This is a genomic window from Streptomyces sp. NPDC058279, assembly GCF_042881255.1.
In the GTDB taxonomy this organism is placed as follows: domain Bacteria; phylum Actinomycetota; class Actinomycetes; order Streptomycetales; family Streptomycetaceae; genus Streptomyces.
Map to the genome: position 1 here is coordinate 72,063 of NZ_JBHVYA010000021.1, position 15,178 is coordinate 87,240.

13 protein-coding genes and 2 tRNA genes are annotated in these 15,178 nt (G+C 71.1%); 10 read left to right on the top strand and 5 right to left on the bottom strand.

The genetic code is table 11. The annotated features are described in order from the left end of the window. Positions 1-15: 15 nt before the first annotated feature. Complete coding sequence (locus ACFVXJ_RS28055; RefSeq protein WP_389665847.1) at positions 16-771, top strand: AIM24 family protein; 756 nt, start codon at positions 16-18, stop codon at positions 769-771. Between the two features lie 103 nt (positions 772-874). Here the strand turns inward: ACFVXJ_RS28055 and ACFVXJ_RS28060 are convergent, their stop codons facing one another. Then, positions 875-1,399 (bottom strand): NUDIX hydrolase, encoded by a 525-nt coding sequence (locus ACFVXJ_RS28060; RefSeq protein ID WP_389665849.1) that lies wholly within the window; start codon positions 1,397-1,399, stop codon positions 875-877. Further along, positions 1,396-2,862, bottom strand: a complete 1,467-nt coding sequence (locus ACFVXJ_RS28065) for a zinc-dependent metalloprotease (protein ID WP_389665851.1) — start codon at positions 2,860-2,862, stop codon at positions 1,396-1,398. The genes ACFVXJ_RS28060 and ACFVXJ_RS28065 overlap by 4 nt, the downstream gene beginning before the upstream one ends. Before the next feature lie 270 nt (positions 2,863-3,132). On the opposite strand from ACFVXJ_RS28065, the gene ACFVXJ_RS28070 reads away from it, so the two are divergent. The 4 genes from ACFVXJ_RS28070 to ACFVXJ_RS28085 all read left to right on the top strand — a co-directional run bounded on the left by ACFVXJ_RS28070 (position 3,133) and on the right by ACFVXJ_RS28085 (position 6,448). Then, positions 3,133-4,233: an SDR family oxidoreductase gene (locus tag ACFVXJ_RS28070; RefSeq protein ID WP_389665900.1), complete on the top strand. Its 1,101-nt coding sequence runs from the start codon at positions 3,133-3,135 to the stop codon at positions 4,231-4,233. Between the two features lie 143 nt (positions 4,234-4,376). Beyond that, positions 4,377-4,835, top strand: a complete 459-nt coding sequence (locus tag ACFVXJ_RS28075; RefSeq protein WP_389665853.1) for a molybdenum cofactor biosynthesis protein MoaE — start codon at positions 4,377-4,379, stop codon at positions 4,833-4,835. 167 nt (positions 4,836-5,002) lie between these two features. Beyond that, positions 5,003-5,206, top strand: a complete 204-nt coding sequence (locus tag ACFVXJ_RS28080) for a hypothetical protein (protein WP_389665855.1) — start codon at positions 5,003-5,005, stop codon at positions 5,204-5,206. Between the two features lie 153 nt (positions 5,207-5,359). Then, positions 5,360-6,448, top strand: a complete 1,089-nt coding sequence (locus tag ACFVXJ_RS28085; protein WP_389665857.1) for a PDZ domain-containing protein — start codon at positions 5,360-5,362, stop codon at positions 6,446-6,448. Between the two features lie 26 nt (positions 6,449-6,474). On the opposite strand, the gene ACFVXJ_RS28090 is transcribed toward ACFVXJ_RS28085, so the two are convergent. Further along, positions 6,475-7,041 carry a PPA1309 family protein gene (locus tag ACFVXJ_RS28090; protein ID WP_389665859.1) on the bottom strand — a complete coding sequence of 189 codons (567 nt, stop codon included), beginning with the start codon at positions 7,039-7,041 and terminating at the stop codon, positions 6,475-6,477. A 131-nt stretch (positions 7,042-7,172) separates the two neighbouring features. Here ACFVXJ_RS28090 and ACFVXJ_RS28095 point away from each other — a divergent pair, with 131 nt between their 5' ends. The 4 genes from ACFVXJ_RS28095 (at position 7,173) to ACFVXJ_RS28110 (ending at position 12,518) form a co-directional block, all read left to right on the top strand. Beyond that, positions 7,173-10,067 carry a UPF0182 family protein gene (locus ACFVXJ_RS28095; RefSeq protein ID WP_389665902.1) on the top strand — a complete coding sequence of 965 codons (2,895 nt, stop codon included), beginning with the start codon at positions 7,173-7,175 and terminating at the stop codon, positions 10,065-10,067. Positions 10,068-10,118: 51 nt separating this feature from the next. Next, positions 10,119-10,192 (top strand) — tRNA-Met (locus ACFVXJ_RS28100). A 222-nt stretch (positions 10,193-10,414) separates the two neighbouring features. After that, the gene (locus ACFVXJ_RS28105) at positions 10,415-12,271 is read left to right on the top strand and encodes a tetratricopeptide repeat protein (RefSeq protein ID WP_389665861.1); all 1,857 of its coding nucleotides are present in this window, start codon (positions 10,415-10,417) and stop codon (positions 12,269-12,271) included. A gap of 173 nt (positions 12,272-12,444) precedes the next feature. Further along, positions 12,445-12,518, top strand: a tRNA-Met gene (locus ACFVXJ_RS28110). A 126-nt stretch (positions 12,519-12,644) separates the two neighbouring features. Here the strand turns inward: ACFVXJ_RS28110 and ACFVXJ_RS28115 are convergent. Further along, positions 12,645-13,061, bottom strand: a complete 417-nt coding sequence (locus ACFVXJ_RS28115; RefSeq protein ID WP_389665863.1) for a Fur family transcriptional regulator — start codon at positions 13,059-13,061, stop codon at positions 12,645-12,647. Between the two features lie 130 nt (positions 13,062-13,191). Here ACFVXJ_RS28115 and ACFVXJ_RS28120 point away from each other — a divergent pair, with 130 nt between their 5' ends. Then, positions 13,192-14,661, top strand: coding sequence for a catalase (locus ACFVXJ_RS28120; protein ID WP_389665865.1), 1,470 nt, complete (start codon positions 13,192-13,194; stop codon positions 14,659-14,661). 74 nt (positions 14,662-14,735) lie between these two features. On the opposite strand, the gene ACFVXJ_RS28125 is transcribed toward ACFVXJ_RS28120, so the two are convergent. After that, positions 14,736-15,134 carry a cyclic nucleotide-binding/CBS domain-containing protein gene (locus ACFVXJ_RS28125; protein WP_389665867.1) on the bottom strand — a complete coding sequence of 133 codons (399 nt, stop codon included), beginning with the start codon at positions 15,132-15,134 and terminating at the stop codon, positions 14,736-14,738. Positions 15,135-15,178: the final 44 nt, after the last annotated feature.

Sequence of the window (15,178 nt, forward strand, 5' to 3'; positions counted from 1 at the left end):
GGGAGCGGACACATCATGCAGAGCGCACTTTTCGCCCACGCCGAGGCGCAGTCCCAGGACCGGTACACCGTCCAGAACCCGCAGTTGCTGCGGGTCACCCTGAGCGGCTCCGACGACGTCCTCGCCCGCAAGGGCGCGATGGTCGCCTACCAGGGGATCATCGACTTCGACGGCGAGTACCAGAGCACCACCCAACGCACGGCCCGCGCCCGCACCGGCGAGGGCCTGGACCTCATGCGCTGCTCGGGACAGGGCACGGTCTACCTGGCCAACCTCGCCCAGTACGTCCACGTCGTGGACGTCGACCAGGACGGACTCACCGTCGACAGCAGCTACGTGCTGGCCCTGGACTCCACCCTGCACACCGAGGCCGTCGCCGTGGACAGCCAGTACGGGATCTCCGGCTCGGGCAAGTACCAGCTCAACATCACCGGCCGCGGCAAGGTCGCCCTCATGACCTCGGGGCAGCCGCTGATGATGCAGGTCACCCCCGACAAGTACGTCAACGCCGACGCGGACGCCATCGTTGCCTGGTCCACCTCGCTGCGCGTGCAGATGCAGGCCCAGACGCACTCCACCGGCGTCTGGCGGCGGCGCGGCAACACGGGCGAGGGCTGGGAGCTCAGCTTCCTCGGCACCGGCTTCGCGTTGGTGCAGCCCAGCGAGCTGCTGCCGCCGCAGAACGCCCAGCTCGGGCAGGGCCTGGCCGCGCAGTACGGCATGGGCCAGCACGGCGCCCACGCCCAGAACCAGAACAACGCCTGGAACTGAGCCACCGCTCGCGCACGAGGGGGCGGTCCCACGGGACCGCCCCCTCGTGCGCACGCCGCTGTACGTCACGGACCTGTACGTCACGCACCCGCACGTCCGGCCCTCAAAGGCGCGCCCGCGTGGCCTCCACCAGCCGGACCACCGAGGCGTCGGCGACCGCCGCCACCTCCTCGTACGGGAACCAGCGCACGTCCAGCGACTCCTCGCTGATCTCCGCCACCGCGTCGGCCGGGGCCAGCGCCGCGTACTGCACGTCCAGGTGCCAGTTGCACGGCTCCGGGATCGGATGCCGGTCCAGGCGTACGGGGCCACCCGGCAGCAGGGTCAGCCCGGCCGGGATGCCCGACTCCTCGCGGGCCTCGCGCAGCGCCGCCTCCGCGAGGGTCGTGTCGTCCGGCTCGCAGTGGCCGCCCATCTGCAACCACATGCCGAGCTTCTTGTGCAGGGTCAGCAGCACCCGGCCCCGCGCCGGGTCCACCACCAGTGCGCTGCCGGTGATGTGCCCGGCCCGACAGGGCTTGTAGACGCCGTCCGGATGGGCGGCGAGGTGCTCCAGATACAGGTCGCGCAGCTCGGGCTGGTCCTCGTACCCCTTGAGGACGAGGACCGCGTCGTCGTACAGGCTCACTTCTTCTCTTCGCCCCCGTCGCCCCGGCCGTCGCCCTCGCCGTCGGCCTGGCCACGGCCGCCGGGTTCGCCCTGCCCGCCCTGCTCGTGCTTGCGGGCCGCCTCGCCGAGCATCTTGTCGATCTCGGAGAAGTCGAGCTGCTCGCGGTGCACGAACCCGTCCGGGTCGTCCAGGTCGGAGGCCGTGGGCAGCATGTCCGGGTGCTCCCAGAGCCCGTCGCGGCCGTCCACCCCGCGGGCGTCGGTGAGCGACGCCCACAGCCGCGACGCGTCGCGCAGCCGACGCGGGCGCAGCTCCAACCCGATCAGCGTCGCGAAGGTCTGCTCCGCCGGGCCGCCCGAGGCACGGCGCCGGCGCATCGTCTCGCGCATGGCGTCCGCCGAGGTCAGCCGGGGCTTGGCCGCCTCGTGCACCACCGCGTCGACCCAGCCCTCGACCAGCGCGAGCGCCGTCTCCAGACGGGCCAGCGCGGCCTTCTGCTCCGGGGTGTCCTGCGGCTGGAACATGCCGCCCTGGAGCGCTTCCTGAAGCTGCTCAGGGTTCGACGGGTCGATCTGGCCGACCACGTCCTCCAGCTTGGAGGTGTCGACCTTGATGCCGCGCGCGTAGCCCTCGACCGCGCCGAACAGGTGCGAGCGCAGCCACGGCACGTGCGCGAAGAGCCGGGCGTGCGCCGCCTCGCGCAGCGCGAGGTACAGCCGCACCTCCTCGGACGGCACGCCCAGGTCCTTGCCGAAGCCCTCGATGTTCAGCGGGAGCAGCGCGGCCTTGCCGGCCGGGCCCAGCGGCAGCCCGATGTCGGTCGAGCCGACGACCTCGCCCGCGAGCACGCCCACGGCCTGGCCGATCTGCTGGCCGAACATGGCCCCGCCCATGGAGCGCATCATGCCGAGCAGCGGCCCGGCCATCGCCTGCATCTCCTCGGGCAGCACACTGCCCATGGCGACGCCGACGCGCTCGGCGACCGGGTCGACGAGCTCCTTCCACACGGGCAGGGTGGCCTCGACCCACTCCGCCCGGCTCCACGCCACGGAGGTCGTGGCGCCCGACGGCAGCGAGGTGACCCCGTCCAGCCAGTGGTCGGCGAGGCGCAGTGCCTCTTGGACCGCCGACTTCTCGGCGATGCCGACGCTGGCGTCCTTGACGCCGTCCGCCGTGCCCTGGGCGACGGTCTGGCGGGCGATGTCCTTGGCCATGTCCCAGTTCACGGGACCGCCCTCGTAGCTCAGCATCTGGCCGAGCTGCTGGAAGGCCGCGCCCAGGTCGTTCGGGTTCATGGCGCCGAACATCGCGGCGAACGGATTGTCCGCGCCGCCCGGGGTCCCGGCGCCGCCCGGCAGCCCCGTGCCGAACCCGAACGGATTCGGGCCGCCCTGGCCGCCCTCGCTGCCCTTCTTCTTGCCCTCGTCGCCGTTCTCCGGCTCCTCCGGCGGAAGGCCGAATCCGAATGGGGTGTCGCTCACGGGTTTCCTCGGCTCGTAGGGCCGCCGGCGGGTGCCGACGGGCAATGGTCCGACAACACCACCCAGCGTAGACACCCGGCCCGCTTCCGGGCTCGGTGCTCCGCCGGCTCCTGGGCTGCGGCAGGATGGACATCACCTGGTGGGTACGCGTCACGACGCGTCCCCACTGAAGACAACCGCTGGAGACGCCCGGTGAGTTCCCCAGATCCGCACGCTTTGGACAAAGACAGCTCGCACGAGCCCGACCCCGCGCCGCACGCCGAAGACCCCGTGGAAGCCGGCGAGGGCGGCGTTCGCCCGCCGCGAAACCCGGCCGTCCGAGGTCCCGTGATCGCGGTGACCGGCGCCGCGTCCGGGGTCGGCGCGGCGCTGGTGCGCCGCCTCGCCGCATCCGACGAGGTCAAGCAGGTCGTGGCCATCGACGAGCGGCGCGGCGACTGCGCGTCCGCGACCTGGCACGTCCTGGACGTGCGGGACCCCGCGATCGCCGAGAAGCTGCGGGGCGCCGACGTGGTCGTGCACCTCGCGCTGGACCTGGACCTGGAGACGGACCCGGCGGCCCGCACCGCGTACAACGTGCGCGGCACCCAGACCGTGCTGACCGCAGCCGCCGCGGCCGGGGTGCACCGCGTCGTGCTCTGCACCTCCGCGATGGTCTACGGGGCGCTGCCCGACAACGACATCCCGCTGGCGGAGGACTCCGAGCTGCGGGCCACCGCCGAGGCCACCGGCGTCGGCGACCTGCTGGAGATCGAGCGGCTCGGCCGCCGGGCGCCCCGCGCGCACCCCGGGCTCAACGTGACCGTGGTCCGCCCCGCCGTACTGGTCGGCGGCACCGACACCGCGCTGACCCGCTACTTCGAGTCGCCCCGGCTCCTCGTCGTCGCCGGATCCCGGCCCACCTGGCAGTTCTGCCACGTCGAGGACCTGGTCAGCGCCCTGGAGTACGCCGCCCTGGAAAAGGTCGAGGGGGAGCTGGCGGTCGGCTGCGAGGGCTGGCTGGAGCAGGAGGAGGTCGAGGAGCTGAGCGGCATCCGCCGCATGGAGCTGCCCTCGGCCGTCGCGCTGGGGGCCGCGGCCCGGCTGCACCGGATCGGCCTGACGCCGTCCCCGGCGGGCGACCTCGCGTACACGATGCACCCGTGGGTGGTCAGCGTCAGCGCGCTGCACGCCGCCGGCTGGCGGCCGCGCTGGACCAACGAGGAGGTGCTGGCCGAGCTGCTCCAGGAGGTCGCGGGCCGGCACACCGTCGCCGGCCGCCGGCTGGGTCGCAAGGACGCCGCCACGGCCGCGGGCGCGGCGGGCGCGACGGTCGCCCTGCTGGGCGCCGCCGCCGCGGTGCGCCGGGCCCGCAAGCGCCGAGGGATCTGAGGGGCCGGCCCGCGCCACGCGTGGTGTCGGGCCGCCCGGGTCGGCCGCCGCCGGCGGTTCCTGTAGGAGGCTCCCAAGGGGGCCGCGTCGCGCCGGGTGAATCAGCTATTTCGCCGGGGCCCCGGCTAGGGCACGATGGGGACATGGCGCATTTCGACCACCCCGGCGAGCAGGCCGCCCAAGATCCGATCCGGCTGCTCCGGATCCGTGAGACCCCGCTCTCGATCGACGAGGTCTTCCAGGCGGTCGGTGACGACGCGACGGGCGGGACGACGCTGTTCGTCGGCACGGTGCGCAACCACGACAGCGGCGCCGACGTCGACTCCCTCGGCTACTCCTGCCACCCCACGGCCGAGGCCGAGATGCGCCGGATCGCCGAGCGCGTCGTGGCGAAGTACCCGGTCCGCGCCCTCGCCGCCGTACACCGCGTCGGCGACCTGGCGGTGGGCGACCTCGCGGTGGTCGTGGCCGTCTCCTGCCCCCACCGGGGCGAGGCGTTCGAGGCGTGCCGGATGCTGATCGACGACCTCAAGCACGAGGTCCCGATCTGGAAGCACCAGACGTTCACCGACGGCACCGAGGAGTGGGTCGGGGCATGCTAGGTCCCGTCGAAGCCCGCTGAACCCCCGGCCTCCGTACGGCCCCCCGGGAGGGGGTAACCTCACACCCGTTCGGCCGCGCAACACGCCCTCGATTTGCGTAACCCCTTTCGGGGCACGAGCGTTGAAGCCACCGACGACACGTACTTTCGGGGCAGGGAGGCACGTCCATGGCGTCACTGGCGTGGTTGCTGATTCCGCTGTTCGCCGCCATAGGGGCCGCGATATGGGGGAGCTGGGCGGCGCGCGACCGCACGGCCGGCGACATATCCGAGCTCTCCGGCTACGCACGCTTCCGCGAGGCCATGGACCACGCCGAGCCCGGCCGCCTCAAAACGCAGGAAAAGGCGCACTCCGGTTCCGACGCCGTCTGACGCGTCCCGAGAGGCCCCACCCGAGAGGCCCGCGCGAGAACCCGGCCGTCCGGCACCCGCCCGGCCTGAGAATCCGCTGAGAGTTCGGCGGACGAACCTCGTACGGACCGGCCCCACGGGCCGCCCGCCAGAGGCGTCCCGTACTGTCGATCCATGCCACGCCGCACTGCGACGATGCTCGCTTCCACCCTCATGCTGTTCGCACTGCTCTGCGCAGGGGTGTTCCTCAAGGTCCCGTACTCCGAGATGAGCCCCGGCCCCACCGTGAACACGCTCGGCGAATCGCGCGGCGAGCCCGTCCTGAACATCTCCGGGCACAAGACCTACCCCACCACCGGGCACCTCAACATGACGACGGTCCGCGTCACCGGGGCGGACTACGACATGAACCTGCTCGAAGCGGTGTACGGCTGGCTGGCCGGGGACAACATCGTGGTGCCGCACGAGAACCTCTACCCGGGCGGCAAGACGGACAAGGAATCGACGCAGGAGAACGCCGAGGAGTTCAGCCAGTCGCAGGAGAGCGCCAAGGTGGCCGCCCTCAAGCAACTGGGCATCGAGGTTCCCGTCCGCGTCGTGGTCTCCACCGTCGTCAAGGGCAGCCCCTCCGAGGGCAAGCTGCACGCCGGAGACGTGATCAAGTCGGTGGACGGGACGCCGGTGGCGGAGCCGGGCGACGTGGCCAAGCTCGTCACCAAGCACAAGGCGGGGGAACCGGTCGAGTTCGTCATCGTGCCCGCCGCCGAGGCGGCCGAGGCCGAGAAGGCCGGCCGCGAGCCGAACACCACCGCCAAGGTGACGATCGTGTCCGGGAAGGCGCAGGACGACGGTCACGCCATCGTCGGCATCCGGGCCGGGGTCGACCACACCTTCCCGTTCCCCATCGACATCAAGCTCGCCGACGTCGGCGGTCCGAGCGCCGGCCTGATGTTCGCGCTCGGCATCGTCGACAAGCTCACCCCCCAGGACCTGACCGGCGGGAAGTTCATCGCGGGCACCGGCACCATCGACGACACGGGCAAGGTCGGTCCGATCGGCGGCATCCAGATGAAGACCATCGGGGCCCGTAACGCCGGCGCCCGGTTCTTCCTCACGCCCGCCGAGAACTGCGCCTCCGCCGCCGCGCACGTCCCCGACGGTCTGACCCTGGTCAAGGTCTCCACCATCGGCGACGCCGAGCAGTCCCTGGAGAAGATCGGCAAGGGGGACACGGCCGGCCTGCCGCGCTGCACGACGTCCTGACCGACCCGCCCCCCTGCCGGGAGCGGCTACGCGAAGGTCGCGGCCAGCGCCTCCGCCAGTCCGGGCACCAGCTCGCTGCCGGTGAGGACCTCGGTCGAGGAGTCCTTCTCCCGCAGTCGGACCGCCGACTCGCGGGCCCCGTCGCGCAGCACGGCCACGGTGAGGCGGACCTCCTGTCGCTCGGGGTGCGCGGCGACCCACTTCGCGAGCTGCTTGTCGTTCAGCCCCTCCGGTACGGACGCCTCCGCGGACGGCGGCAGCATCAGCCGCTCCACGGTCAGCGCGCAGCCCACGACCGAGTCGGGCCAGGCGATGGTGCCCAGGAACTTGTCGAGCGGGGTGTTGGCCGGCACCTCCTCCTGCTCGATCGGGGTGAGGGAGGACTTGCCGGCGTCGTCCTGGTCGAGCCCGAGCTGGCCGGCCAGCCGGGGCTCCTGCCGGCGCAGACGGGCGGTGTCGACGAGGGCGAAGAGCCGGGCCGGCCGGTCCCAGCCGAGGCCGGCCGCGTACTCGTCGATCTCGAGGCAGGCGCGGGTCAGCGGACTGGCCGCCATGGGAGTGCCGGAAGGCGAAAGGTTGGACATGGACAACATCCTGCCTCCTTTCCACCGGATAGCGGGAACTGACCAAAGCCTCAGTAAGTTGCATGAGTGGGCCCTACGATCAGGGCCCGGTTGACGACCAGCTCCAGCGACTTTCAGAGGTGCGCACCTTGGCTTTCCAGATGCCGGACCGCGGCGCAGGCCCCTCCGGGCCACGGATGAGAGTCGGCCGCCCCTCCCGGCGCGCCCGCACTCTTCTGACGACTCTGGGCGTGCTGGCCGTGCTGGCCATGGCGTTCATCATGTTCGCGGGATTCTGGACGGACTGGCTCTGGTTCCGCTCGGTCGCTTACTCCAGTGTGTTCACCACCACCCTGTGGACCAAGATCGGGCTCTTCGCGGTCTTCGGACTGCTGATGGCGGGCGCCGTCGGCTTCAACATCTGGCTGGCCCACCGGCTGCGGCCGCCGCTCAGCGCGATGTCGGTGGAGCAGCAGAGCCTCGACCGCTACCGGATGAGCGTCGCGCCGTACAAGAAGTGGCTGCTCCTGGCCATCGCCGCGATCGTCGGCCTGATCGCGGGAGCCTCCGCCGCCGGTCAGTGGAAGACCTGGCTGATGTACGTGAACGGGGTGCCGTTCGGGAAGAAGGACCCCCAGTTCGGTCTGGACGTGTCCTTCTACACCTTCGATCTGCCCTGGTACCGCTTCCTGCTGGGCTTCGGCTTCGCGGCGGTCGTGCTGTCGGTGATCGCCGCCGTCGTCGTGCACTACCTGTACGGCGGGCTGCGCGTGACCAGTCCCGGCGCCCGGGCCACCGCCGCCGCCACCGGGCACCTGTCGGTGTTGCTCGGCCTGTTCGTGAGCTTCAAGGCGATCGCCTACTGGCTCGACCGGTACGGCCTGGCCGTGAAGTCCAGTGACTTCAAGGCCGCCGACAACTGGACCGGCCTGCGGTACGTCGACGCCAACGCCTACCTTCCGGCGAAGACGATCCTGGTCGCCATCGCGGCGATCTGCGCGCTGCTGTTCTTCGCCACGCTGTGGCGCCGCACCTGGCAGCTCCCGGTCATCGGCTTCGGCCTGATGGTGCTCTCGGCGATCCTCATCGGCGGGCTGTACCCGGCGATCGTGCAGAAGTTCCAGGTCCAGCCGAACGAGCAGGCCAAGGAGGCGCCGTACGTCGAGAAGAACATCGACGCGACGCGGAACGCCTACGGCATCGCCAACGCCGAGGTGAAGGACTACCCGGGGGTCGGCTCCAACACGGACCAGGCCAAGCTCCGGGCCAACGCCGACACCACCGCGAGCATCCGGCTGCTCGACCCGAACATCGTCTCGCCGGCCTTCCAGCAGCTCCAGCAGGTCAAGGGCTACTACGGCTTCCCGGCGACGCTCGCCGTCGACCGCTACAAGGGCCAGGACACCGTCATCGGCCTGCGCGAACTCAACCTGGCGGGCATCCCCAAGAACAACTGGATCAACGACCACTTCCGCTACACGCACGGCTACGGCGTGGTCGCCGCCAAGGGCACCGAGGTCACGAAGAACGGCGACCCGGTCTTCATCCAGTCCGACCTCCCCTCCAAGGGCGAGTTCGGCACGGGCAACGCGTTCAAGCAGCAGATCTACTACGGCGAGCAGACCAAGCAGTACTCGATCGTCGGCGGTCCCCAGAAGGAGCTCGACTACTCCGACGACAAGGGCGAGAAGGAGACGAGCTACACCGGCAAGAGCGGTGTCAGCCTCGACAACCCGATCAACCGGGCGGCCTACGCCCTCTCGTTCAGCGAGCCGCAGATCCTGTACTCCGGCGCCATCGGCGACGGTTCGCGCATCCTCTACAACCGCACGCCCAAGGAGCGCGTCGAGGCCGTCGCCCCGTGGCTGACCATCGACGGCGCGGCCTACCCGGCCGTGGTGGACGGCCGCATCCAGTGGATCGTGGACGCCTACACGACGACGAACGGCTACCCGTACGCCTCGCGCACCACGCTCGGCGACTCCACCGCGGACTCGCTCACCAACAGCCAGCGCGCGGTGGTGGCGCAGGAGAACCGGGTCAACTACATCCGCAACTCGGTCAAGGCCACCGTCGACGCCTATGACGGAACGATCAAGCTGTACCAGTGGGACACCCAGGACCCGGTCCTCAAGACCTGGATGAAGGCGTTCCCCGGCACCGTCAAGGCAAAGAGCGAGATCCCCAATGCGCTCATCGACCACATGCGTTACCCGCAGGACCTCTACAAGGTGCAGCGCGAGCTGTTGACCCGCTACCACGTCACCGACGCCCAGACGTTCCTCAGCGGTTCGGAGGTCTGGGCCGTCCCCGACGACCCGACCACCAAGACGGGCAGCGCGGTGCCGCCGTACTACCTGTCGATGAAGATGCCCGGCCAGAAGGAACAGGCCTTCTCGCTGACGACGACCTTCACCCCCAACGGCCGGGACAACCTGAGCGCCTTCATGGCGGTCAACGCCGACCCGGGCACCCCGGACTACGGCAAGATCCGCATCCTGAAACTGCCGACCAGTACCCCCGTCGACGGACCCAAGCAGGTGCAGAGCAAGTTCAACTCCAAGCCGGAGATCGCCCAGGAGATCAACATCCTGAGCCGGGGCGATTCCCAGGTGGAGTACGGCAACCTGCTGACGGTGCCGCTCGACGACGGCGTGCTGAACGTCGAGCCGGTGTACGTGAAGGGCGGCGGGCTCAAGTACCCGACGCTGCGCAAGGTGCTGGTGACGTACGGCGGCCAGACGGCCTTCGAGGACACCCTGGAGAAGGCGCTGAACGTGGTGTTCGGAGCGGAGGCGCCGACCACCCCGACCACGCCGACCACCCCGACCACGCCCACCACCCCGCCGGGCGCCGGTACCACCACCCCGGGCACGCAGGACCCGACGGTCCAGGGGGCCCTGTCCGATGCGCAGAAGGCGGTCGAGGCGGCGGAGAAGGCGCGCCAGTCCGGCGACTGGGCGGCCTATGGCAAGGCGCAGGACGACATCAAGGCGGCGCTCCAGCGGGCGGTCGACGCCGAGGCGAAGCTGACGGCCCCGAAGTCGGGCAGTTGACGATCACCGGTAAGGGACCGGCCCCGCGTCGTGATACTGTGGTTTCACCGACGCGGGGTGGAGCAGCTCGGTAGCTCGCTGGGCTCATAACCCAGAGGTCGCAGGTTCAAATCCTGTCCCCGCTACTGACAACGAAGGCCCGGATCCATGGGATCCGGGCCTTCGTCATGTCCGGGCCTGACCGTTCGGGGGATCGGGGGATACGGCCGGTCACGAGGTCACTGGGGCGGGTGAGTTGGGGTGGAAGCGTGTTTGACTTGTCTCTCTGTGGGCATGTCGACAAAACGCTGTAGTGACCTCACTGGCTGCGACATACCAGGTGTACGCGGGTAGCAGGTGATGCGACGATGGGATTTATGGGGGACAGGTCAACTCTGCTGGAGACAGGGCGGTTTGTGAGGTCCGGGGTCGAGTCGGGCAGGGAAGCCGAGAAGGGGGCTCAGACCGTTAACGCGCAGACCGCATTGACCGATGCGGATTTCGCGGACGAAGCGTTCGTCGAAACCGACGTGGCCAGTGACGCGGAGCTGGAGGCCCGGCACCGCGTGGCCGCCGACAAGGGGGACCCGGGCGCCATGAGCGTGCTCGGGGCGTTGCTGCTGCGCCGGGGCGACCTGGCCGGGGCCGAACCGTACCTGCGGGGAGCCACCGCCGAGGGGGACCGCGCCGCCGCCAACAATCTGGGGGTACTGCTGCATCAGCGCGGCTACCCGGACGAGGCCGCCGACTGGTGGCGGGTCGCCGCCGTCGCGGGCTCCGCGCCGGCCGCGCACGCCCTGGGCCGGCACTACCGCGAGCGGGGTGACGAGCCGGCGGCCGAGTACTGGATGCGGCAGGCGGCGGAATCCGGCCACGCCCTCGGCGCCTACGGGCTGGCCGACCTGCTTGAACACCGCGGGGACAAGGGCGTCGAGCGGTGGTTCCGCGCGGCGGCGGAGCAGGGGCACCGCGAAGCCGCGTACCGCCTCGCCCGCCACCTGAGGAAGGGCGACCCCGTCGAGGCCGAGCAGTGGTACCGGCAGGCCGCCGCGCGCGGACACCGCCGGGCCGCGCTGCACCTGGGCGCGCTGCTGGAGGCCCGCGGCGAACTCAAGGAGGCGGGGCGCTGGTACCTGACCTCGGCGAAGCAGGGGGAGGCGCGGGCCGCGTGCGCCCTCGGCTTCCTGCTGCGCGACGCCGGGGACGAGGAGAGCGCGGCCGCGTGGTGGCGCCGGGCCGCCGAGGGAGGCGACGGCAACGCGGCCAACGCCCTGGGCGCGCTGCACGCGGCCCGCGGCGAGACCCAGACGGCCGAGAAGTGGTACCGGGTCGCGATGGACGCGGGCGACCACAACGGCGCGTACAACCTCGCCCTGCTGTGCGCCGCGCAGGAGCGGACGGCGCAGGCCGAGCAGTGGTACCGGCGGGCGGCCTACGCGGGCCACCGCGAGGCGGCCAACGCCCTGGCGATCCTGCTGCTCCAGGGCGGGGACGCGGAGGGCGCCGAGCCGTGGTTCTCGAAGGCGGCCGAGGCGGGCAGCGTGGACGCCGCCTTCAACCTCGGCATCCTGTTCGCCAGCCGGGACGAGGACCGGACGGCGCTGAAGTGGTACGAGCGGGCCGCGTCGGCCGGGCACACCGACGCCGCGCTCCAGGTCGGCATCGCCCTGGTGCGGGACGGCGAGGAGCGCGCGGCGGAGCGGCACCTGCGCTGCGCGGCGGGCGGCGGCAGCGCGGAGGCGGCGTTCCGGCTGGCCGCGCTGCTGGAGTCGCTGGCCCCGCCGCCGGAGCCGGTGGCGCTGGGCGAACCGGTGGGCGGGGTCCCGCGCACCGAGAGCGAGGAGTGGTACGAGCGTGCCGCCGAGCAGGGCCACCGGCGGGCCCAGGTCCGGGTCGGGATGCTGGCGGCGGCGCGGGGTGACCTCGCGGCGGCCGCGCGGTGGTACCGGGAGGCGGCCGAGGCGGGCTCGCGGAACGGGGCGTTCAACCTGGGGCTGCTGCTGGCCCGGGAGGGGAACGAGCCGGAGGCGGCGCTGTGGTGGACCCGCGCGGCGGTGGCCGGCCACGGCCGGGCCGCGCTGCGACTGGGGCTGCTGGCGGCGCGGCAGGGGGACCTGAACGAGGGGCAGAAGTGGTGCGTGCGGGCCATGGAGCTGGGGCCGGCCGAGGTCTCGGAGCGGGCGGCGCGGCTGCGGGACGCGTTGGCGGAGGAGCTCTCGGCGTAACCCCTGGCCGGGGTTCGCGGGAGCCGGCCGCGGCGCCGTCGCGCGGAGCGGCCCCGGCTGCGCCGGGTTTTCGGGGCTCCGCCCCGGACCCCGCGCCTCACACGCCGGCGGGGCTGGAAACGTTAAGCGATTTGCATCTGCCGGGCAGGGTCGCGTAAAGTCAGGTTTACCGACGCGGGGTGGAGCAGCTCGGTAGCTCGCTGGGCTCATAACCCAGAGGTCGCAGGTTCAAATCCTGTCCCCGCTACTCAGTAGCCCGAAGGCCCGGATCCACTGGATCCGGGCCTTCGGCGTTTGCCCCTGAGAACGTCGCCACGACGAAGCGGCCCCCGGAGCCGTGCGAGGCTCCGGGGGCCGCTTCGTTTTCCGGCTGCTACGCGCCCGCGCAGTTCGGGCAGACCCCGCGGTACGTCACCTCGACCGTCGAGACCACGAAGCCGAAGCGTTCGGTGTCCGGCAGATCGGCCAGCGGGTCGCCCGCCGGGTGGACGTCGCGGATCGCGCCGCACTGGGCGCAGACCAGGTGTTGGTGCGCGCGGTGGGCGTTGGGGTCGTACCGCTTGGCGCGCCGGTCCGTGGAGACCTCCAGCACCTCGCCGAGGCTGACCAGCTCGCCCAGGGTGTTGTAGACGGTCGCGCGGGAGATCTCCGGCAGCTTGGCCACCGCGCGCGCGTGCACCTCGTCGGCCGTCAGGTGAACGTGGTCACCGTCGAGCACCTCGGCCACGACGCGCCGCTGTGCGGTCATGCGCCATCCGCGTCCGCGAAGTCGTTCCAGCAGGTCACTCATGCATCCCAGCCTAACAGTGTGACTGATTCGGTGTAACTCCCGAACCAGTGCGGAATTGGATGACTGCTTGACTTGGACAATGTCCATTGTAGGATCGATTCCGAAGACGCTGAGGACAGGACACGCAGTAATGACGCAGGAGGCGCACGTGACGCAGGGACCGCTCACCACGGAGGCCGGGGCCCCGGTCGCCGACAACCAGAACAGCGAGACCGCCGGAGTCGGCGGCCCCGTCCTGGTCCAGGACCAGCTCCTGCTGGAGAAGCTCGCCCACTTCAACCGCGAGCGGATCCCGGAGCGCGTCGTGCACGCCCGCGGCGCCGGTGCGTACGGCACCTTCACGCTCACGCGTGACGTCTCGCAGTGGACCCGCGCGAAGTTCCTGTCCGAGGTCGGCAAGCAGACCGAGACCTTCCTGCGCTTCTCCACCGTCGCGGACAGCCTCGGCGGCGCCGACGCCCGCCGTGACCCGCGCGGCTGGGCGCTGAAGTTCTACACCGAAGAGGGCAACTACGACCTCGTCGGCAACAACACCCCGGTCTTCTTCATCCGCGACGCGATCAAGTTCCCGGACTTCATCCACACGCAGAAGCGCGACCCGTACACCGGCTCGCAGGAAGCCGACAACGTCTGGGACTTCTGGAGCCTGAGCCCCGAGTCGACCCACCAGGTCACCTGGCTCTTCGGCGACCGCGGCATCCCGGCGTCCTACCGGCACATGGACGGGTTCGGCTCGCACACCTTCCAGTGGAACAACGAGGCCGGCGAGGTCTTCTGGGTCAAGTACCACTTCAAGACCGACCAGGGGATCAAGAACCTCACCCAGGCCGAGGCCAACCGGCTCGCCGGTGAGGACCCCGACTCGCACCAGCGCGACCTGCGCGAGTCGATCGAGCGCGGCGACTTCCCTAGCTGGAGCGTGCAGGTCCAGATCATGCCGGCGGCCGAGGCGGCCGAGTACCGCTTCAACCCGTTCGACCTCACCAAGGTGTGGCCGCACGCGGACTACCCGCCGATCGAGATCGGCAAGCTGGAGCTCAACCGCAACCCGGAGAACATCTTCGCCGAGGTCGAGCAGAGCATCTTCAGCCCGGCCCACTTCGTCCCCGGCATCGGTCCGTCCCCGGACAAGATGCTCCAGGGCCGACTCTTCGCGTACGGCGACGCCCACCGCTACCGCGTCGGCATCAACGCCGACCACCTGCCGGTGAACCGCCCGCACGCCACCGAGGCGCGCACCCACTCCCGCGACGGCGCGCTGTACGACGGTCGCCACAAGGGCGCGAAGAACTACGAGCCGAACAGCTTCGGCGGCCCGTTCCAGACGGACCGTCCGCTGTGGCAGCCCGTCCCGCTGACCGGCGGCACCGGCAACCACGCCACCGCGGTGCACCGTGAGGACAACGACTTCGTCCAGGCGGGCAACCTCTACCGGCTGATGTCGGAGGACGAGAAGGACCGTCTGGTCGAGAACCTCTCCGGCTTCATCGCCAAGGTCTCCCGTGACGACATCGTCGACCGCGCGATCAACAACTTCCGCCAGGCGGACGGTGACTTCGGCAAGCGGCTGGACGCCGCGGTCCAGGCCCTCCGCGGCTGATACGGACGCTTGCCGTGGCGCGACGACGGGCCGGCACTCCTCCTCGGAGCGCCGGCCCGTCGGCGTCCGCGTCGCTACACCGGTACCGTGGCGGCGCGCCGCGCCGGCACCCAGCAACGGATCACGTCACGCACCGAGACGATGCCCACCGGGCCGCCGTCCTCCAGCACGATCAGATGGCGGAAGCCGCCGTGCGCCATGGCCTCGGCGGCCTCCTGGACCGTGGCGTCCGGCGTGCAGAAGACGACGTTGTTGGTGGTGTGCGCGCCCACCGACTCCCGGTCGGGGTCGTGCCCGGCGCCGAGGGAGTTGAGGATGTCGCGCTCGGTCAGAATGCCGATGCCGCTGTGGTCGGGATCGAGGACGACGGCCGCGCCGACGCGCCGGCCGGACATCAGGCAGGCCGCCTGCCGGAGGGTGTGCGCGGGTCCGAGGGTGAGGATCACGGTGCTCATGGCGTCACGGACGAGCATGAAGAGAGCCACCTCCTGGGTGAGTCCCCGCCCTGGTGGGTGCG

Bases quoted from the DNA above. Each gene is read 5' to 3' on its own strand.
- ACFVXJ_RS28055 (WP_389665847.1), top strand. From the start codon at position 16: ATGCAGAGCGCACTTTTCGCCCACGCCGAGGCGCAGTCCCAGGACCGG.
- ACFVXJ_RS28075 (WP_389665853.1), top strand. From the start codon at position 4,377: ATGGCGCATTTCGACCACCCCGGCGAGCAGGCCGCCCAAGATCCGATC.
- ACFVXJ_RS28080 (WP_389665855.1), top strand. From the start codon at position 5,003: ATGGCGTCACTGGCGTGGTTGCTGATTCCGCTGTTCGCCGCCATAGGG.
- ACFVXJ_RS28085 (WP_389665857.1), top strand. From the start codon at position 5,360: ATGCCACGCCGCACTGCGACGATGCTCGCTTCCACCCTCATGCTGTTC.
- ACFVXJ_RS28090 (WP_389665859.1), bottom strand. From the start codon at position 7,041: ATGTTGTCCATGTCCAACCTTTCGCCTTCCGGCACTCCCATGGCGGCC.
- ACFVXJ_RS28095 (WP_389665902.1), top strand. From the start codon at position 7,173: ATGCCGGACCGCGGCGCAGGCCCCTCCGGGCCACGGATGAGAGTCGGC.
- ACFVXJ_RS28105 (WP_389665861.1), top strand. From the start codon at position 10,415: ATGGGATTTATGGGGGACAGGTCAACTCTGCTGGAGACAGGGCGGTTT.
- ACFVXJ_RS28115 (WP_389665863.1), bottom strand. From the start codon at position 13,061: ATGAGTGACCTGCTGGAACGACTTCGCGGACGCGGATGGCGCATGACC.
- ACFVXJ_RS28120 (WP_389665865.1), top strand. From the start codon at position 13,192: ATGACGCAGGAGGCGCACGTGACGCAGGGACCGCTCACCACGGAGGCC.
- ACFVXJ_RS28125 (WP_389665867.1), bottom strand. From the start codon at position 15,134: ATGCTCGTCCGTGACGCCATGAGCACCGTGATCCTCACCCTCGGACCC.